The organism is Nocardia sp. NBC_01730, from assembly GCF_035920445.1.
Taxonomy (GTDB): domain Bacteria; phylum Actinomycetota; class Actinomycetes; order Mycobacteriales; family Mycobacteriaceae; genus Nocardia.
In genome coordinates this window covers 27,235-46,280 of sequence record NZ_CP109162.1, presented here as the reverse complement: position 1 = coordinate 46,280, position 19,046 = coordinate 27,235, and the positions used below count along the sequence as shown (strand labels likewise).

The following is a 19,046-nucleotide window of genomic DNA, read 5'->3' as shown; positions in this document are numbered from 1 at the left end:
GTCACGGCGCTCCAGCCAGCTCCGTACCAGGCCGATGATCGGCGCAGGCCTGCCGGGGGCAAGTACGTATCCCGCCGATCATCGCGCAGCGGCTGAGCCGATCTGGTCTCACCGGCCCCTCTCGATGCAGCGCGCACGCAATCGTCGACTGCCATCGTCCCGACCTGAGGACAGCCGCTGTCTCGGTGACCATCGTCGGCGCACGCGTCTATGCCGCCGTGCGTCATATGTAACCGACCAGCGCGGCGACAACCCAGAGCGCAATACGCACCATGTTTCTCATTAGGCAACAACGAGCGGCTGTGCCTATAGTTGCGCCATGAAGAACGGCACGGTGAGAGCGGCGAACGGGGCGGCGGGAACCACAACCGGCGGCGTGCAGTCGGTCGACCGTGCGGTGAGTGTGCTCGAGATCCTGGCCCGACGCGGCGAGGCGGGTGTCAGCGAGGTCGCCGCTGACGTCGGCGTGCACAAGTCGACAGCGTTCCGGCTGCTCAGCGCCCTCGAAGGGCGCGAGCTCGTCGAACAGACCCACGAGCGCGGCAAGTACCGCCTCAGCTTCGGCATCCTCCGCCTTGCCGGAGCGGTCCCTCGCCGGCTGGACATCCCGGAACAGGCGGGCCCGGTGTGCAGGACGCTCACCGCACAACTCGGCGAGACAGTGAACGTGGCCGTGCTGCGGTCCCATTTCGTGGTCAACCTGTGCCAGGCACGGGGCCCGTCGACCGTCAGCACGCACAACTGGATCGGCGAATCGACCCCGCTGCATGCCACCTCCAGCGGCAAGATTCTCCTCGCGCACATGAATGCCGAGCAGCGCAGAGACCTGTTGACAGCGGCAGGTCTCAACCGACTCACACCACGGACGATCACCTCCGCCGAGACGCTGGAAGAGCAGCTCTCGATCGCCCTGCGCGACGGCTACGCGTACACCGTCGAGGAGTTCGAGGAGGGCCTCAACGCCATCGCGGCGCCGATTCGCGATCACACCGGCGAGGTGGTCGCGGCGGTCAGCGTGTCTGGTCCGGTCTACCGGTTCACCGAGCGGTGGCTGCATGAGATCGCACGGGACGTGATCGCCGCCGCCGACGCGATCAGCCGCAGGATGGGCTATCTCGACTGATTTCCGTTTCCGGGGCGCGGGGTCAGTCGCTCTCGGCCGTGCATCGCCGCGCCGCTTGGGCACGTACGAAACTTGGGCTCGTCCCTCGATGCGGAGACGCGCCACGGTTACATGGAAGACCCGATATGCCGAACCCGTCAGTCACATGCGGGCGGTGCCGCTCACGCGTTCGAACTCCACCTCCGGCTCTAACCGGAATCGAGAAAGTTGGTGTCGAGGCCGGGGAGCAGCGCGCGGGTGCGGTCAGAGCCTATCGTGAGTTCGCCAGGCAGTACGGTTCGATACTCCCGAGCGAGGTCCCGGATATAGCGAGCAGTCAGTCGGCGATCTTGGTGCGCAGCCAGTCGTGGAACGCACCGATGTGGTGTTCGCTGGGAACCAGCACCCCGCCGTCGCGGTAGGTCCGCGAGCTCATCGCGGGCTGGCACCGCTCGCACGCATCGAAGTCCTGCTGGTTGACCCGATGAAACAGCTCCACCGAACGGCTGAGGTCCTTGCCGGCGGTGACCACCTCGGGCAGGTAGAGCCAGTCGCATTCGACGACCGTGTGGTCGGCAGCAAGCGGGAACATCCGATGCACGATCACATGATCGGGCACCAGGTTGACGAACACCTGCGGCTTGATGGTGATCGCGTAGTAGCGCCGGTCCTGATCCTCGGCGACACCAGGGATCCGGTCGAGTCCGTGCGAGCCGTCGACCGTGAATCCCTCGATGTTCGCGCCGAATTCGGCACCGTGACCGACGTAGTACTGCGCAGCGTAGCCGTCCGCGAATTCCGGAAGCACCTCCGTGAGCTCCGGGTGGATCGTGGCGCAGTGGTAGCACTCCATGAAGTTCTCGACAATCAGCTTCCAGTTCGCCTTGACGTCATAGACGATCCGGCGGCCGACACTGAGCTCGGCGATGTCGTAGCGGGCGATGGACTCGAGGTCGCCGAGCCGGTCGCGCACCTCCCGCAGCACCGTCTCATCGAATGACGGCGGCTGGTTGGCGAGACAGACCCAGACGTAGCCGAGCCACTCCCGCACGGCGATGCGCCGCAGGCCGAAATCGACCCGGTCGATGTCCGGCATCTTCGTCAGGTTGGGCGCGGCCACCAGCTTGCCATCCAGGTCGTAGGTCCAGGCGTGATAGGGGCACTGGAACGCGCGCTGGACCTCCCCGCTCTCCTGGGTACACAGGCGCGCACCGCGGTGGCGACAGACGTTGAAGAACGCACGCACCTCCCCCGAGCGGGACCGTGCGACGAGCACACTCTCGCGCCCGACCTGCACGGTCTTGAACGCGCCTGGCTTCTCGAGGTCGGCGGCGCGCACGATGCAGAACCACATCGCCTCGAAGACCTTCTCCTGTTCGAGGGCGAAGACCTCGGCGTCGGTGTAGTAGTGGCCGGGCAGCGTGGCGATCAGACTCTCGGGCAGGCTGGCGGTGGTCACGGCAGGCTCCTTCTTCGGTGTCGATGTTGTGTTCGATCTCGCTGGAGGTGTCCGGTTCCCGGTCACGAGGCGGCGGACAGGCTTGCGAGCCGGCGCCGCCAGCGGGTGAACAGCCGCGGCCGGTCGACGCCGAGGACCGCGACCGGCAGGCCCTCGCGGCGGTACACGACCAGGAAGCTGGTCCCATCGAAAACGCCGTCCTCAACGGTGATCTCGTCGTCGGGGTGGGCGATGCCGGCAAACTGGATTCGCTTGCCGTACTGGTCGGACCAAAAGTAGGGCGGCTTGGCGGACGTTCCTTGGTGCAGCCCGCCGGCAAGCAACGTCGAGACAGCGATGGCCGGACGCTCCATCGCCGCAGTCCAGTGCTCGACCCGGTGCCGCCGGCCGAGGAGCGGCTCGTGCCAGGATGCGCAGTCCCCCACGGCGACCACGTGCGGGATCGACGTCACCCCGCCCTCGTCGCACAGCACGCCGTTGCCCAATTCCACGGGACCGCCGTGCAGCCACTCGATGTTCGGGATTGCGCCGACGCCGACGAGTACCACATCCGCGGGCAGGTGTGTACCGTCGGCGAGCTCGACCCCGGTGACCCGGTCGCTGCCGGTCAGCCCGGCGACGCCGACCCCACAGCGCAGCGTCGTGCCGTGCTCGGTGTGCAGCCGCGCTACCGCAGCGCCGAGCTGGGCCCCGAGCGGCCCGGCCAGCGGGGTGGGCGCGGCCTCGACCACGGTCACCTCGAGACCGAGCTTGCGGGCGGTCGAGGCGACCTCGGCACCGATGAACCCGGCGCCGATGACGGCGAGCCGGGCGCCGTCGCGGAGCTCGTCCCGCAGTGCCAGCGCGTCGTCGAGAGTACGCAGCACATGCACACCGGCCATCGCTTCCGAGCCAGGCCACTGGCGCGCACGGGCTCCGGTGGCGATCACGACACCGTCGGCGCTGATCCGGGTACCGTCCTCGAGCTCCACCGCTCCCCCCGCGGCGTCGAGCCGGGTGGCATGGGCACCGAGCAGCCAACGCGCGCAAAGGTTCTCGTCGTCGAGCTCGAGGGCCAGGGTGTGGGCGTCGATCTCGCCGGCGAGGAACTCCTTCGACAGTGGCGGGCGGTCGTAGGGCCGATGGGCCTCGGCGCCGACGACGGTCAGCTCGCCGTCGAATCCCTGGGCGCGCAGGGCGCGAGCGGCGGAGAGACCGGCCAGCGAGGCGCCGATGACCGCGATGGTCCTCATCGCCCGGCCTCCAGCCTCCGCACGGACATGCTCGGAGGCAGGTTCGGTGCAGCGCTGCTGAGCTCGACGTGGATGACACCGTCGATGATCTCCACCCGATGGGTACGCACCGGCAGCTTGGCAGGCGGGGCGTCCACCGCACCGGTACGCAAGTCGAACCGCGAGGCGTGCAGGGGGCATTCGACCTGGCAGCCCTCGAGCCAGCCGTCTGCCAGAGAGGCGTCCTGGTGGGTGCAGGTGTCGTCGATGGCGTACAGCTCGCCGTCGTCGGTATGGAATACCGCGATCGGGGGGACCGCCTCGATACGACGGGTCGCACCGCGGGGTAGCTCGGATAGTAGGCAGACTTCGAGCATGAAGGGGCCTCTCTGTAGCGCCTAGCGAAACTCGATTCGCGATATGCAACAGCGTGCGTGGGGTCACACTCGGTTGTCAAGAGCGCGTGTAAACGAGCGCTCCCGTAACCATGTGCCACAGTGACTCATTCGATGAAGTGGTACGGCGCCAGCGGGGCGGACGCCGGGATCAACGCGGCGTCGATGGGCGGCCTACACCGCGCCGGTTCAGGTCACACTCCGTTTCAGCGCCGCGCCGTTGGCCAGAGAGTCGCGCGTTCGACGACCATTCGACCCTGGACCGGTCGACCTTGCCCAGGCACGACAACTCCCGTCGTGCAAGCTTTCCCAACAGATGGCGCAGCGGACAAGGCCGGCGCTGCGGTCAGACGACGGCGCGTATCGCGCGTTCGAAGCCGGTGACGTGGTCGCGCGCGAGTTCGGCCGCACGGTCGGCCTCGCCGTCTGCGATCGCCCGCAGCAGCGCCACATGCTCACCCACATGTTGGGCGACTGTCGGCATACGGTCGAGGAACAGGCAGAAGATCCGGGTAGCCAGGTCGTCGTGTCGGACGAGTACGTCCTGCAAGTGCAGGTTGCCGGTCGCCCGGTAGATCGCCCGGTGCACGGTCAGGTCCCACCGCATGAGCTCTCGACGATCGATCCCGGCGACGTCGAGCCGCTCGGTGCGGTCCGCCAGATCCCGCAGCTCCGACCGGATCGCCGCGTTCGCCACCTGCGCGGCTCGACGTGCGGCGAGTGGCTCGAGCACCTGCCGGATTTCGGAGATGTGCGCGAGGTCGGTGATATCTACGCCGGTCGCGAAGGTCCCTCGGCGCGGGTATGACACAACCAGCCGGTCCATCTCCAGCCGCTTGAGCGCTTCGCGGACCGGCGTCCGGCCGGCCCCGAGGTCCCTCGCCAGCTCGTTCTCGACAATCGCCGCGTTGGGCCGGATGTCGAGCATGATCAATCGGTCCCGGATCGCCGCGTACGCACGCTCGGCCAACGAGTCCGGCACACCCTCGGGAATCGGCGCGACAGTGCTCACAACGAGCATCCTATGCCGTCGGATCGGGACGCTTGACCCCGTTCACACTCGTGCAATATGCTGTGAATCATATTGATATATCAGAACTATATTTCTGATATTCGAACGGAATATCCGTCCAGTCTCTCGATCGAGCAGCCCGCGCGACGAAACACCCGGCGCCGCTCCCCTATCGCCGAACGCCCAGGAGACCCCGTGACGCACAACTTCACCCTGACACTCAGCTGCCCACAGCGGCCGGGCATCGTCCACGCGGTCAGCTCGTTCCTCATCCAGCGTGGGTGCGACATCATCGAGCACCAGCAGTTCGACGACACCAGAGGCGGGTCCCTGTTCCTGCGCACCTGCTTCAACTCCGGGCGCGAGGCGCAAGGCGCACAGCTGAGCACAGCGTTCGAATCCGTCGCTACCGAGTTCGGCATGACGTTCACCCTCGGTGACGAGCGCGTTCCGCGCATTCTCGTGATGGTCTCCCACCTCGGCCACTGCCTCAACGACCTGATCTTTCGATGGCGCGCGGGCAACCTGGGCGGTGAGCTCGTCGGCGTGGTCTCCAACCATGAGGACCTGCGGCCGATGTCCGAGGCGGCCGGGCTGCCGTTCTACCACGTCCCCGTCTCCATGACGACCAAGCCGCAAGCCGAGGCGCGCCTGCTGGAACTGGTTGACGAGCGGCAAGTGGACCTCGTCGTGCTCGCCCGCTATATGCAGGTGCTGTCCGACGAGGCCTGCCAACTGCTGCACGGACGGGCCATCAACATCCACCACTCGTTCCTGCCCGGTTTCAAGGGCGCCAAGCCGTATCACCAGGCCTACGACCGGGGCGTCAAGCTGGTCGGCGCCACGGCCCACTACGTCACCCCCGACCTGGACGAGGGGCCGATCATCGAACAAGAGGTCATCCGCATCGACCACACCTTCGACCCGCTGCGCCTGGCCACCGTGGGCCGAGACGCCGAGGCGCTGGCGCTGTCCCGCGCAGTCCGCTGGCACTGCGAGCGCCGGGTTCTACTCAACGGCCACAGCACCATCGTCTTCCAGTGAAAGCCGTGTCTACACCACGCATCCCCGCGGATCGGAGTTACACCGGCGATCACTCCTGGCTCTCGCTCCAGCGCGGCGAAACGCTCACAGATTCGCCTCCCCCGGTGGCGGTGATGCAAGCGAAGGGCACGCCTTGATCCTCGGTTTGCGGCGTCCCTTCACCTTGAACGAGTGATCCGAGGATTGCGCGTATCCGCGAAGCGCCTGTTCTTGGGCGACCTGGGAGCCCTCACGCAGCCATGGGAGTTTCGCGCGGGCCGCGGTGAGCAGTTTCCCCAGCTTCGCGAACGTCGGCTTGGCACCCGATTTCTGTTGGTGGACGGCCTCATTCCACAACCACCGACACCGCCCCCACTCGGCCAGAAGCGCCGCTTCGGCGGTGGCACCCGGCCGAAGCCGGTACGTGTACCGCACCACCTCATCCACACACGCACTCTATCCAGGAGCACCGACATGCCCGACCAACAACACTTCGTCCTCCGCCGCCTGAACGCGACGGTATCCGAGACGAAATCCCGATGACCATCAGCGTGTTCGACCTGTTCTCGGTCGGCGTCGGCCCCTCCAGCTCCCACACGGTCGGACCGATGCGGGCGGCGCAGAGATTCGTCGAAGACCTGTCCACACTCGGGGCGCTCCACCAGGTGGCCGGTGTCCGCGTCGATCTGTACGGCTCGCTCGCGGCCACCGGCGCCGGGCACGCGACCCAGCCTGCCATCCTGCTCGGCCTCGAGGGACACCGGCCCGAGACGATCGAGACCGAGAAGAAGGAATCGCGGCTCGAACAACTGCGCGCCACCGGCACCATCGCGCTCGGCGGCCACGTTCCGATCGCCCTGTCCGAGGACAAGATCGCGCTGCACCCTCGCACGGTGCTCGACTTTCACCCCAACGGCATGACCATCACCGCGACGACCGCCGACGGACGCACGGTGCACGAGCAGACCTACTTCTCGATCGGCGGCGGCTTCGTCGTGACCGAGGCCGAGGCGGCGGCGAGCAGTGCAGCAGCGACGAGGATCGACGCAGCCGCCGCGGACGGCACCCCCGGGGCCTCGAACACCGCGCTGTCATTCTCGTCCGCCGAACGGCTGCTGGAATTGGCTGAGCACAACGGCATCTCGGTCAGCGAGGTCATGCTCGCGCACGAGACCGCCACCCGCAGCGAGCACCAGGTTCGCGAGCGGCTGCTGCACATCCGAAACGTGATGGTGGCCTGCGAGCGGCGGGGCATCGTGCAGACCGGACTGCTGCCCGGGCGGCTGCGGGTGCGTCGCCGGGCGGGCGACTGGTACCGACGCCTGCAGGCCGAGGACCCGGACCGCGCACCTGAGTTCGCCGAGGACTGGGTGAACCTGGTGGCATTGGCGGTCAACGAGGAGAACGCCGCCGGCGGCCGCATCGTCACCGCCCCCACCAATGGGGCCGCCGGGATCATCCCCGCGGTGCTGCACTACGCCGCCCACTACACCGAGGCAGGCCGCGTCGACCCCGACGACACCGCGATCCGGTTCCTGCTCACCGCCGGCGCCATCGGCTCGCTGTGCAAGGAACGCGCTTCCATCTCCGGCGCCGAGGTCGGCTGTCAGGGCGAGGTCGGCTCGGCCGCCTCCATGGCCGCCGCCGGGCTCGCCGAGATCCTGGGCGGCACCCCGCCCCAGGTCGAAAACGCCGCCGAGATCGCCATGGAACACAGCCTGGGCCTGACCTGCGACCCCATCGCCGGACTTGTCCAAATTCCCTGCATCGAACGCAACGCCATCTCCGCGGGCAAGGCCATCAACGCCGCCCGCATGGCCCTGCGCGGCGACGGCACCCACCGCGTCAGCCTCGACGAGGTCATCGAAACCATGCGCGCCACCGGACACGATATGAACTCGAAATACAAGGAAACCTCCACGGGCGGCCTCGCCGTCAACGTCCCGGTCAACATCGTCGAATGCTGACCCGCCAGCGGTGGTTCGGCGAACTGGGTCGTGCGCCAGGAGCCGAGTCGACGCTGGGTGTTCAGTGCCGCAGGGGGTGCAGTATCGAGCGACCGGTCGGCCCTGCTGACAAGGGCCGAAGACATTGCACCGCAACAGGTACGCACTGAATCCGCCGACGGGCCTCGGCAACCTGCCTCCCACCGCTCCCTTCCCGGTCACGCGCGATTGCACGGGGTTCGTGACGGCGAGAACCCGCGGCACAGCGCGGCACCGTCGCCGGCATGCGCGTGAAACTCTTCCGGACTGAGCGAATGCCATCCACCGTCCACGGCGCGGTTGGAATGCCGATGCGCGGGTAGTCGCGATCCAGGAGGTGTGAGATGCCCAAGGAATGGAGCAGCAAGGAAGAACGGCAGTACGAGCACGTCAAGGACTCGGCGAAGGGCCGGGGCGCGAGCACGGAACGCGCGAAAGAGATTGCCGCGCGCACGGTCAACAAGAACCGGGCACAGCAGGGCAGGACCAAGACCGCGAGCCGGACCTCCATAGTGGACAAGTCTCCGCAGCAACGGGGCGGTCAGCGCTCCGGGCGCGGTGGGCTGAAGGGCCCGACGCGGGACCAACTGTACAACGAAGCGAAGAAGCGCAATATCAACGGTCGCTCCCGGATGACCAAGAGCCAGCTGGAAAAGGCGTTGGGCCGCAGCTGAGCCACAGCAGTCCGATCGGCGCCATACGGCCGGAACCCAATTCAGCTGGAAAGCAAGGAACTTCGATGCGCAATTGCACTACCGGACCGACGTGGTCACACACGGCGCTCGCCGCGATGGGCGCCGCAGCACTGGCCATCGGCGGAGCCGGAACCGCACAGGCCCGGTCCGACCCGCCCGCCGTCGGCGGCGGTTCGGGAATCATCATCGACAGCCGCGCCGAGTGCACACTCACCACCGTCGGCCACGACCGTGACGGGCGGCTACTCGGGCTGACGGCTGGTCACTGCGGTGACCAGGGCGCGACGGTCCGCGCGGAAGCCGATCCCAGCTACGGGGTGGTCGGCCGCTTCGTGCACTCCGATCCCAGACTGGACTACGCGGTCATCGAATTCGACCAGGGTCGGATCACGCCCATCGCTCGGGTGGGTGCGACGACCATCACCGGGATCGGCGCGCCCGCGCAGTTCCCGACGGTGGTGTGCAAGAAGGGCCGCACCACCGGCACCAGCTGCGGCGTTGCCTGGGGCGACGTGCGCGCGACCAGCAACGAGACCTGGACTCAGATGTGCGTACTGAAAGGCGATTCCGGTGCGCCTGTTCTGGTCGGCACCACCCTGGTCGGCATGGTGAACGCATACCTGGGCATTGGCTGCTTCGGTCCGGAAGTCGGCACGAATATCAGCACGATCATCGCCGATCTGGAAACGCGCGGCGACGTGGGCGCCGGCTACCGGCCGCTACCGGCCGGATGATCAGCCACCCGCGACCGCTCCTGTCGGACCGAACCGGAAGGTCACACTGCTGGGCGCCTTCTCAGGTGTTGCCAAGGCCGCAATCGATCGCGCAGGCGCCTCCGGCTACAAGTCGCTGACCGGCACTTGGCCGAATAGGATTGCGGCCAGGCCGGATTCGGTCATGCCGCTATTGCGGATAGTCGGCCGCCGTCAACACCTGATTCGGCGTGTCCGGCGAGGAGGCGGCGGGCGCCACGCCTGGCCCGCTCGATGTTCGTTAGCTCACAATCACGCCGAGAACCACCGTTCCATGGCATGCTTGTTCAGTGAGATCAGGCCGATCGACGTGATCCGCTTGGCTCATCTACAGAAAAGAATGAAGTAAGCAATGACTCAAGGCAGTGTGAAGTGGTTCAACAGCGAAAAAGGCTTCGGCTTCATCGCGCAAGACGGTGGCGGTCCTGACGTCTTCGTTCATTATTCCGCCGTGTCCGGCTCGGGATTCAAGTCCCTTGAAGAGGGGCAGCGCGTGGAGTTCGAGGTCGGCCAAGGACAGAAGGGCCCGCAGGCCCAGGACGTCCGCGCCATCTGATCGACGCAGCTTGGTAAAGCCCCGCGCTACGGCGCGGGGCTTTTGCGCGTTTTCGGGTGCGCTTACCACAGCGACCACGGTCTCAGCCTCTACGGCGACCAGGTTGCAAGCTCGACGAGGCGTCGCCGACACCGGCGACGAGCTACCGCAACGACCACTCCAAGATGGTCGTGCAACTGAGACAGCCCTGCACCGTCCGCTACCGCCGACGCACGGCCGGGAACAGCTGATGTCATTCCATCTCTGGGTGGACTGTCACACGACCGTGAGCGGCAGCGGTATTCCCGGTCGGTGAAGGTGAAGGCAGCGCCGGTGCTGAAGCGGGTCAGCGCGACCTCGCCCGCCTCGCGGAACGGCCGGTCGCCGAGCACGATGTCGGCGCTCCAGCTGTGCTCGTCGGTCGCGGCGACCCGGGCGCAGAAGCGCGGTTTCCGGTCGGCCGGTCGCCGCGGCGGGCGGTGGATCGGCCGGACCTGGGCATGCGGGTTGGTGGCCAGGGCCGTCGCGTCGAAGGTCGGATCCTCGATGTCGTGGCACATCGACATGACGTAGTCGTCGCCCATCGGCTCCACGTCCGCCAGCGCTCCACAGTGGTCGAGCCAGAACTCACCGTGGTTGTGGTCGTCGATGCGGAAACCGAAGTCCATGAACTGGGGCGGCGCGCCGATATCGAGTTGCAGGCCTTTGAAAATGGTCTCCACGCCGTCGCCGGTGAAGCCGAGCGCCTCCTGCATGCGGCGGGTGTAGACCGGGCTGGCGACCTGCCACTCCTCGATGGCGACCGCGGTCATGCCCTCGCGACCGAAAGCGGCGAGGGAGTGTGCCATGCCGGAGCGGTCGACGAGGTGCCCGCACAGGATCTCCGCACGGTCGCCCTCCGGGACACCCATCAACTCGGAGATCACATCCATCCGCAGCTTGCCCGCGAACTCATCGATCCAATCGAATCTCTCGCGCGCCAGCGCCGGTTCGAGATGGGACAGCGTCCAGAAACGACATCACCCGATGCGCGTGTGGACCCCGCGCCGCCGCATCCAGCGACACACCGTTCGCACTCGACAATCGCCCGCTGTCCCGAAACGCCGCGGTCACATCCGCATGCCCCGACAGCGCCCAGAAACCCCGATCAGGATTGTGATACAGCGGCGCCTCGCTACGCAGCCGGTGATACGTCGGATACGGATCCTCATGGAACCCGTAGTCGTACGGGCCGAACCGCACAGGTTGCAAGGAAGCGGCCTTCATGGCGCACACCCCAGTTTCGATAACGGGTTCTCGTCGGAGCGCGCCCGATCGACATCACCGAGAGACATGTAGCTGGACATGCGTCTGGACACTACCGCTAGCAAATTTGCAGGACAATGCCGATGCACAATCGCGTCGCGTCGAATCGCCGCATCCCCACGGGCCGGACGCCCGCCACCGGACCGAATGACGCATCGGCAGGCCGTGGCGAATCCGTGCGGGCTTCCGAAGACCGGTGCCACCTGCCGCTCGAACACTGTCGAAACCGTCTCTGGCCCTTGCCGCTACGACGAATTTCGAGGTTTGACACAGCGGGAGACGAAGATGGTGCCCCGAACCGCAGGACGCATCCCGCTGAGCCCCGCGCGCCGCCCGCGCGCCGAAACTCGTCCGGCCAGAACGCTCATCGGTTGCTACACGCGCTGCTAGGCTCCTCTGCGACCTCAGCGGCTGTTCTTGCGCTACCGGAAGTGCGCGGGTCCGCTCGAGCAGGACGCAGCTGCGAAATCTCATGACGGAATGGATAAATCATGCAACTCCGCGGCGTCACTGCGGCAGCGATACTGGCCATCGGTTCCCTGACTCTCAGCACCGGCGTGGCACATGCCGAGCCGACGACACCCGACAACATCGTCTACTCGGTCCGACTAGTGGACAAGACGGTGGTCGCCGCGCTCAAAGACGGAACGTTCGAGTTGTTCAAGGCACTTCGGGACCACGTGGGTACCGACGCGAACGCCCGGCTGACCGAGCGGAACGGTGTGCTCGTCGACAGCAACGGCGCCCGCGCCGACGCCGCGCAAGTGATCGACGTGGTCGACATCCTGGACCGTGACGGGCGTGTCGCCATGACGTTGCCGCTGGACGTCCGGGTCGCCGGCACCGCGATCCCGGTGCGGCCGGAGTTGAAGAAAGACGCCACGATGCTGGAGCTGACGCCGACCAGGCCAGAGGCGCTGGCGATCGGCGAACCGCTCGTCGCCCAGCCGGTGGCGTCGAGGACCGAAAACCAGCGCGCCCGTGACGAATTCGCCGGCCAGTTCGGTCTGGCCACCGCCGTCGGCGGCTTCATCGGCACCGCCATCGGCGCCACGATCGGCTGCGTCGCCACGATCGTGGTCGGCTGTGTTGCCGGCCTGCTGACCGGCGCGACCCTCGGCGGCATCCTCGGGTCCATCGCGATCGGCGGCCCCACTCTCCTCACAGCGGGCGTGGACCTGCTCACCACATTGCAGGCGGCCGACGGCACCACCCGCTGGGCCGACAAGCCCGCGCAATCCGCATCGGCGCAGCCGAACTGACAGCTGGTCCCGGCGGCGCGCACGCCGCCGCCGGGACGAGCACCGCGCCGCTACAGCGGCGCGGTCGTCGTGTTCGAGCGCCCCACGCGCTCGTCGTTGATCAAGTGGTAAGCCCAGCCGAGATCGTCGAGTGCCCGCTCCCATCTGGCTTCTGCGTCGCCGCCGCGGGGGTTGCGGCTGAGCAGGAGCAATGCCTCGGCCGCGTCAGTGGAGCGTGCGGCGGCGTCGAGCAGGACCGGTACCGGATCCACGGTGGTGCCCGCCGCGAGAGCACCGATCCGGTCGTGCAGCCACTGTGCGTCGAAACGGACTTGTTCCGCGGCATTCTCACCGTCCACCGGTTGCGCGCTGACCGCGGCGGCCTTGGCAGCCTGGTCGTCGTCCGTGGTGGTGATGACCTGCCGCAGCTCACTGCTCGCCACCCGATGTAGCAATCCGACCAGCATGGCCCGCTCCGTGTTCGGACCGCGTAGACCGGTGTCACCCAGCCGCGCGCCGACCTCGTCCGGGTCGACACGCAGAATCGACAAAACCGCTCGCAACTGCGCAATCGTGACCACTTCGTCCGCCCCTCTTCATCGTCGCGGGCCCACCATCACATCTCAGCGACGGTGTGCCAAGCCCACAGCACGTTAACCACCCGGTAGCCATCTTGCGGGATCGAGCGTGTCGAGACAACCACCACCGACATCGTGGTGCTTCTCCCGTCCCGATCCGGCCCTGCGTTCCAGGTCACGCGAACCGCAGGGTAAACCTGCGAGCAGGTTGGGTACTCCATCATCTATGGGAGCGATACAGGCGCGGGTCACTGGCGACACGACCACGCCCGCAATGCGCGAGTCCGAACACGGCGATGCGATCGCGAGCACGAAATGGCGGCGGATCAGGGAAGTGATCGCGACCCGGACCATCGCCGACGCGACGCGGGAAGTGTCGATCGAAGTCGGCAAACCGCAGATGGCCCCCGGCGACACCGGTGTGGTGTGCGGATTCCGCATCCAAGACATCGGAGAGCGCTGGGCGCACGGCGCCGATACGATCGCGGCGCTGTACCGCGCCCTCCAGGAGATCGCCGCCGAGCTGCGACAGGCCAACGACCGAGGGGCGCAGTTCGAGGTGACCGAACCGTCCGATCCACGGTTCCCCGCCGCCCCCACTCGGCCGTCCCGTGCCGCAGCGACAGCGGATCACGAGCCGCAGGCGCTGATTGCCGCGCGCACTCTGCGCGACGCCGACAGCTCGCTGTCGATCATCATCGGCAGGCCGTACCTCGCGGCCGACGGACGTCATCTATGCCGGTTCCACATCAGCGAGCAGGGCTCTTCCGTCGCCACCGGCGTCGACGAGATCCAGGCGCTGCACACCGCGGTCAGCATGATCAGCGAACGCCTGGGGCTGCCGCACGATTGGCCGGTCAGCCGCCTGTCCTGAGCCGACGCGCAATAAAGACGCAATAAAAGAACGGCAAGCCGCCCAGCCGGTTCGGATTCGGCATCGAATCATCGGTTGGTGGATTGTCGTCGACCGCGCGGTACCGCTCTGGCGTTATGAGCAGTGGGCATGCCCGACGCCGACACCTGCCACCCTGAACTCGAACCAGATCGTGGCGAAGCTGCAGCGTCGTCAGGAGGGACTGCCCATGGATTTCATTTCGCCGGTCGACGCCCTATTTCTCATCGCGGAATCACGAGAGCACCCGATGCACGTCGGTTCGCTACAGGTTTTCGATCCGATGGAAAGCACAGGATCCGAGTTCGCGCGACGCGCGTACGCGACCTTGGCGGCCGACCGGAATTTCCATCGCACCTTCCGCAAGCGCCCGGCCCGGCTGTTCGGTTCCCCCCAGCTGGCGTGGACCGTGGACGGTACCGTCGACCTCGACTACCACGTACAGCGTTGGGCGCTCCCGGAATCCGGGAATCTGGACGCGCTGGTAGAAGTCGCCGCCGGACTGCACAGCACGCTGCTCGACCGCCATCGGCCGCTGTGGGAAGTGCATCTGATCGAAGGGCTCGCGGACGACCGGGTCGGCGTGTACGCCAAAATGCACCATGCCCTCATCGACGGCGTCGGCGCCCAGCGACTGCTGCAGCGGACACTCACCAGCGACCCCGACTCCGGCGAAGCGCTGGTGCCCTGGCATCTGCCGTCATCCGGCCGACGCACCGAGAACCTACCCCGCCAACGCTCGCTCGGCGCCATGGCACGCGGGATGCTTGCAGCGGCGGGCACCGCGCCGACGGCCTTGCGCCTGGCCCGCGCGGCGCTGGTCGAACAGCAGCTGACCCTGCCGTTCGCCGCGCCGCGCACCCTGTTCAACGTCCCGATCGGCGGGGCACGCCGCTGCGCCGCCCGCTCCTGGCCGCTCGATCGGGTCCGGCAGGTCAAGAAGGCGACGGACGCGACGGTCAACGACGTGGTGCTGGCCATGTCGGCGGGCGCGCTGCGCACGTACCTGATCGAGCACCAAGCCCTTCCTGATAAGCCCTTGGTCGCGATGGTGCCGGTGTCACTGCGGCAGGATTCCGACGACGGCGACGACACCGACGGCAACGCGCTGGCGGCGCTGCTGTGCAACCTCGCCACCGATCTCGCCGACCCGGCCGCGCGGCTGGCGGCGATCAGCTCCTCGATGCGGCGCAGCAAGGACATCTACCGCTCGCTCTCCCGCGCGCAGGCCGTCTCACTGTCCGCGCTGACGCTGAGCCCGCTAGCGCTGTCACTGCTGATGCCCGCCACCATCGCGCTGACCAGCCCGCCGTTCAACATCGTCATCTCCAATGTGCCAGGACCACGCGAGCACCGGTACTGGAACGGCGCCCGCCTGGACGCCACCTACCCGCTCTCGATCCCGATCGACGGCCAAGCGATCAACATCACCCTCACCAGCAACGCCGACAACCTCGACATCGGCATCGTCGCCTGCCGCCGCAGCGTGCCCGACGCGCCCGTGCTGCTCAACCACCTGGAGTCGGCGCTGGCCGACCTCGAGGAGGCGGTCTGCTGAGGCCGGGGCCGGGCTCAGCGAATCGGCCATCCCCCGGTGACGGCGGTGTCATCGGATATTCCTCGTTCCCAACTGAATTCGATGGCGGTCGGATACCCACGCGCATCTGTTTCAAAAGGGTCACGGGACATCGACGTAGAGCTGGTGAGCATCCGGACCAACTCCCAGCTCAGCGGGTCGCCGCTGACCTCGACTTCGTGTTCGGCGATCGCGTCGACCCGCACGACCATCCGGTTCGCGCTGTAGGTGAACGCACAGCCGAGCAACGAGCCCGGCACAGCGTCGATCATCAGCATGGTGGCGATCTCGTTGATCGCCAGCCGGATGTCGGCGGCCGCGGCGAGGGGAAAGTCGGCCACCAGGCACACCGTATCGGTCAGCCCGCGCACCATGGCCAAATGCTGTGCGGCGGCGGGAATCCGGACGGCGACCGTGGTGGTAGCCGCGGCTTGCGCACCGAACGCGCCGGTGACCATGTGCATCACACCGCGGCGAGCTGCGCCTGCCACATCCAGTGCAGCTGCTCGAGTCGGGCGGCGATGGCCAGGAAGAGGTCCTGGGTGACCGGGTCGGCCTTCTCGGTCGCGGCGATACGCTCGCGCAGCCGCTCGATCACCGCGGCGAGGTTGCCGACGATCGCATCGATGACGTCGGTGTCCTGTTGCCAGCCGTCGCTGATTCCGAGAGCGCCGGAATCCCTGGCCACCATCGCAGCGCGTCCGTCCGGGCTGATCCCTACGGCGGTGCAGCGCTCCGCAGCGGCGTCGGTGAATTCCCTTGCCGCCGTGACCAATTCGTCCAACGCCAGGTGCACCGAACGGAAATTGGCACCGATCACGTTCCAGTGTGCCTGCTTGGCGATCAGCGACAGGTCGATCAGGTCGATCACTGTCGCACGCAGTGTCTGGCCCGCAATACGCTGCTGCTCCGGGTCGAGGGTGCTCGTGATGGGTTCGATCATCGCTCCCGCCTTTCCGCATCGGTCACTGGTCATCGACGGGCTACCCACCTGCGCAGCGTTAAACCACTTGCGCAATCCTCCGACCGGACCGAAACGGCTGTTGCCGGTGGTCCGCCGGCAGCTCGCGACCGACGGCGATATCGTCCGTGCGGCAGCGGTAGTCGCGCTACGCCAGGCCACCGATGAGCAGGGTGAGCCGATCGAGATCGTGGACCGCATGCGCGACCGGCTGGTTCCGCTCGCGCGGCGGGAGCGCGAGCAGCCACCACCTTCCTCGGTGAGCGTGCGGTGTTCGGCGATCCGATCGACGAACCCAGGTTCGCGACCGCGTATCCGGCAGCCATGCACCGTCGAGAAGCTGGCGCGTCAGCGCGGGGTGATGCGCGCGACCGCGCGGGACTCCGCGCCGATGGCGAACCAGAGATCGAGGGAGGAGCCCGTGCGGCGCGCGATGAGCTGGAGGTCGTCGCCGAAGCGCACCGGCTTCGCGTACTCGATGACGGTGCGGTGCGGGCCGGATTTCAGTTCGGCGTGATCGGCGAGGATCTCCTCGACGGCGCTCAGGTAGACCGCGTTGTTCACATGGTCGAGCAAGTCGATGTCGGTGACCCGGAGCGGGAACGGACGGGTCTGGACGCCGGGCTCGTCGGCGGGCGGCATCGGGGCGGTGAGCGCGGCCTTCCAGCGCAGCCGGTGTTCGGTCGTGCTGGCCAGCATCGGTGCCATGAAGCGGTCGCTCATCCGGGCCGGAACGCCGGATTCGGTACCGAAATGGATCAGGAAGGCCTCCGTCTCCATCAGCCCGCCCCGGGTTCCGCACACCTGGACGCGCATGTTGCACCAGCGGTTGGACAGGGCCGAGCACCAGCGGCGCAAGGTGACCCGTTCGCCGATTTCGATGGGTTTGAGCACGTCGATCACCGTCCGGCGGACCACCCACCCGAGGTGGGTGTCGCCCTCCTCGACAGCGTCGAGATGCTCGTACCCGATGTCCTGCAGATATCGCGCGACAGCGTCGAGCCGCAGCCGCTGGTCGGGGGCGGTGTCGGCGACACGGACCGGCCATCCGGTCTCGAACGGAGTTCCCTCGGTCGGGGGTTCCGGCAGCACGCTGGGAATGACCATGATCGAATAATGCCAGGTGTTTGCTGATACCGCACAACCGGACGCGCTGAATGATAAAAGTGCAGTTGGTGATATTCTGCCGTAGATAGCCGATAGTGCGCCACTTTGGCATGAGGGGGAGGCGGGGAGGCGGGCCCGGCTCTCGGGAACCGTCACGCTGGTCGTCGATCCCACCGTGGCGCGACTTATCGGCATGCCACGGCGGGTTCAGGCGCTGTGCTTGTCGACCAAGGCGCGCAGGGTCTCGAAGGCAGGTTTGGGGATGTAGCCATCAGTCATGAGCCCGAGCTGATGGAAGAGGTCCGGGTTCGCACTGTCGGCGTCGCGCAGCGCGAAGTGGGTGTATCCGCTCAGGCGCAGCGCCTCCGCCTCGGCGGCGACGATCCGGACGACAATGTCGACCACCTCGGCCTGCCGACGCGGCGTCCGGTCGGGCCCGGTGGGCCAGCCGTGTTCGGTGATATGCAACGGCGGGTGGTCCAGGCCCGCCGGGGCCAATACCGCGGCGCGGTGGTGCCGGAGCAGTCCGGCGACGGCATCGGCGAGTTCGGTGTCCGGAACGGGGCGGAAGACGTCGGGGAAGAAGTCCAAGCCCACATAGTCCAGGTCGCGGACGAACTCCACTCCCCCATACTCGGTCAGCGTCGCCGGAAACGATGCGGCGGGCCCGAACAGCGGAGTGCTGTTGAAACCCACACGCAGGTGGTCGAATCCGAGCTCGCGCGCCCGCGCCTTGCCCGCGGACACGCCACGCACGATCGCTTGGACGACGTTCGGGTAGTAGCCGTCCAGCATCGGGTTGTCCGTGACATCTGGCTCCTCGGCCACCTGCAGGGTGCTGGTTATCGCGCCGAACTGCTCGACGAGTTGGCGCACGAAGCGGCAGTAGCCGTCGACATTTCCCGATGCGGACCGGTACTGGGCGACGAGATCGAGCGTGCGTCCACGCTCGGCGTACCGTGCCGCGTCGACAGGTGCGGCGGTCGCGTGCCGCGTGCTGACAGCGGTCCCGTCGTCGAAGGCAATGTAGGCGCGCACCAGGAACGGGCGGCCCGGTCGCCCTTGCAGCAGGTCGAGCGCGGCGGATATCTCTGCCGGGTCGTCCGGTGGACCGACCGCCAGTCCCCCACTGTCGTCGCCCGCCGCGCCACCCGGGTACACCCCGAACAGCAGGCCATCGGCGTGTGCTTTCGACATTTCTCGCGGTCCTTTCGATT

At 67.3% G+C, this 19,046-nt stretch carries 19 protein-coding genes and 2 pseudogenes; 9 read left to right on the top strand and 12 right to left on the bottom strand.

From position 1 onward, the window contains the following. Positions 1-319 precede the first annotated feature (319 nt). Positions 320-1,123, top strand: coding sequence for an IclR family transcriptional regulator (locus OHB12_RS00220; protein ID WP_327114998.1), 804 nt, complete (start codon positions 320-322; stop codon positions 1,121-1,123). A gap of 316 nt (positions 1,124-1,439) precedes the next feature. On the opposite strand, the gene OHB12_RS00215 is transcribed toward OHB12_RS00220, so the two are convergent. From OHB12_RS00215 to OHB12_RS00200, 4 genes are all read right to left on the bottom strand, one after another. Further along, a complete protein-coding gene (locus tag OHB12_RS00215) occupies positions 1,440-2,561 on the bottom strand; it encodes an aromatic ring-hydroxylating oxygenase subunit alpha (protein ID WP_327114996.1) in 1,122 nt (373 codons plus the stop codon). Positions 2,562-2,623: 62 nt separating this feature from the next. Continuing rightward, positions 2,624-3,793 (bottom strand): NAD(P)/FAD-dependent oxidoreductase, encoded by a 1,170-nt coding sequence (locus tag OHB12_RS00210; RefSeq protein ID WP_327114994.1) that lies wholly within the window; start codon positions 3,791-3,793, stop codon positions 2,624-2,626. After that, positions 3,790-4,149 carry a bifunctional 3-phenylpropionate/cinnamic acid dioxygenase ferredoxin subunit gene (locus OHB12_RS00205; RefSeq protein WP_327114992.1) on the bottom strand — a complete coding sequence of 120 codons (360 nt, stop codon included), beginning with the start codon at positions 4,147-4,149 and terminating at the stop codon, positions 3,790-3,792. The genes OHB12_RS00210 and OHB12_RS00205 overlap by 4 nt, the downstream gene beginning before the upstream one ends. 364 nt (positions 4,150-4,513) lie before the next feature. Further along, positions 4,514-5,179 carry a GntR family transcriptional regulator gene (locus tag OHB12_RS00200; RefSeq protein WP_327114990.1) on the bottom strand — a complete coding sequence of 222 codons (666 nt, stop codon included), beginning with the start codon at positions 5,177-5,179 and terminating at the stop codon, positions 4,514-4,516. Between the two features lie 195 nt (positions 5,180-5,374). Here OHB12_RS00200 and purU point away from each other — a divergent pair, with 195 nt between their 5' ends. Then, a complete protein-coding gene (purU, locus tag OHB12_RS00195; protein WP_327114988.1) occupies positions 5,375-6,223 on the top strand; it encodes a formyltetrahydrofolate deformylase in 849 nt (282 codons plus the stop codon). Positions 6,224-6,307: 84 nt separating this feature from the next. Here purU and OHB12_RS00190 read toward each other — a convergent pair whose 3' ends face one another. Beyond that, a complete protein-coding gene (locus tag OHB12_RS00190; protein WP_327114986.1) occupies positions 6,308-6,649 on the bottom strand; it encodes a helix-turn-helix domain-containing protein in 342 nt (113 codons plus the stop codon). A gap of 92 nt (positions 6,650-6,741) precedes the next feature. Between OHB12_RS00190 and OHB12_RS00185 the strand changes: the two genes are divergently transcribed. The 4 genes from OHB12_RS00185 (at position 6,742) to OHB12_RS00170 (ending at position 10,190) form a co-directional block, all read left to right on the top strand. Continuing rightward, positions 6,742-8,169 carry an L-serine ammonia-lyase gene (locus OHB12_RS00185; protein ID WP_327114985.1) on the top strand — a complete coding sequence of 476 codons (1,428 nt, stop codon included), beginning with the start codon at positions 6,742-6,744 and terminating at the stop codon, positions 8,167-8,169. 362 nt (positions 8,170-8,531) lie between these two features. After that, positions 8,532-8,861 (top strand): plasmid stabilization protein, encoded by a 330-nt coding sequence (locus OHB12_RS00180; protein ID WP_327114984.1) that lies wholly within the window; start codon positions 8,532-8,534, stop codon positions 8,859-8,861. A gap of 65 nt (positions 8,862-8,926) precedes the next feature. After that, complete coding sequence (locus tag OHB12_RS00175) at positions 8,927-9,616, top strand: serine protease (RefSeq protein ID WP_442799922.1); 690 nt, start codon at positions 8,927-8,929, stop codon at positions 9,614-9,616. A 370-nt stretch (positions 9,617-9,986) separates the two neighbouring features. Continuing rightward, positions 9,987-10,190: a cold-shock protein gene (locus OHB12_RS00170; RefSeq protein WP_327114982.1), complete on the top strand. Its 204-nt coding sequence runs from the start codon at positions 9,987-9,989 to the stop codon at positions 10,188-10,190. A 395-nt stretch (positions 10,191-10,585) separates the two neighbouring features. On the opposite strand, the pseudogene OHB12_RS00165 reads toward OHB12_RS00170, so the two are convergent. Beyond that, positions 10,586-11,047 (bottom strand): annotated as a pseudogene (locus OHB12_RS00165) (hypothetical protein); the annotation flags it as partial. Continuing rightward, positions 11,048-11,435 (bottom strand): annotated as a pseudogene (locus OHB12_RS00160) (cytochrome P450); the annotation flags it as partial. Positions 11,436-11,965: 530 nt separating this feature from the next. Here OHB12_RS00160 and OHB12_RS00155 point away from each other — a divergent pair. Next, positions 11,966-12,736, top strand: coding sequence for a hypothetical protein (locus tag OHB12_RS00155; protein ID WP_327114979.1), 771 nt, complete (start codon positions 11,966-11,968; stop codon positions 12,734-12,736). Positions 12,737-12,786: 50 nt separating this feature from the next. Here OHB12_RS00155 and OHB12_RS00150 read toward each other — a convergent pair whose 3' ends face one another. After that, positions 12,787-13,296 carry a hypothetical protein gene (locus OHB12_RS00150; protein ID WP_327114977.1) on the bottom strand — a complete coding sequence of 170 codons (510 nt, stop codon included), beginning with the start codon at positions 13,294-13,296 and terminating at the stop codon, positions 12,787-12,789. Between the two features lie 271 nt (positions 13,297-13,567). Here OHB12_RS00150 and OHB12_RS00145 point away from each other — a divergent pair, with 271 nt between their 5' ends. Together OHB12_RS00145 and OHB12_RS00140 are read left to right on the top strand one after the other, a co-directional pair. Beyond that, positions 13,568-14,167, top strand: a complete 600-nt coding sequence (locus OHB12_RS00145) for a DUF6968 family protein (protein ID WP_327114975.1) — start codon at positions 13,568-13,570, stop codon at positions 14,165-14,167. A 208-nt stretch (positions 14,168-14,375) separates the two neighbouring features. After that, positions 14,376-15,743: a WS/DGAT/MGAT family O-acyltransferase gene (locus tag OHB12_RS00140; protein ID WP_327114973.1), complete on the top strand. Its 1,368-nt coding sequence runs from the start codon at positions 14,376-14,378 to the stop codon at positions 15,741-15,743. Positions 15,744-15,757: 14 nt separating this feature from the next. On the opposite strand, the gene OHB12_RS00135 is transcribed toward OHB12_RS00140, so the two are convergent. The 4 genes from OHB12_RS00135 to OHB12_RS00120 form a co-directional block, all read right to left on the bottom strand. Then, entirely contained in the window at positions 15,758-16,252 is a 495-nt protein-coding gene (locus tag OHB12_RS00135) for an anti-sigma factor (protein WP_327114971.1), read from the bottom strand. Further along, the gene (locus tag OHB12_RS00130) at positions 16,225-16,704 is read right to left on the bottom strand and encodes a Dps family protein (protein ID WP_327114969.1); all 480 of its coding nucleotides are present in this window, start codon (positions 16,702-16,704) and stop codon (positions 16,225-16,227) included. Before OHB12_RS00130 ends, OHB12_RS00135 begins: the two co-directional genes overlap by 28 nt. Before the next feature lie 366 nt (positions 16,705-17,070). Further along, positions 17,071-17,829 (bottom strand): acyl-[acyl-carrier-protein] thioesterase, encoded by a 759-nt coding sequence (locus OHB12_RS00125; protein WP_327114967.1) that lies wholly within the window; start codon positions 17,827-17,829, stop codon positions 17,071-17,073. Between the two features lie 207 nt (positions 17,830-18,036). Further along, entirely contained in the window at positions 18,037-19,026 is a 990-nt protein-coding gene (locus tag OHB12_RS00120; protein ID WP_327114965.1) for a hypothetical protein, read from the bottom strand. Positions 19,027-19,046 lie beyond the last annotated feature (20 nt).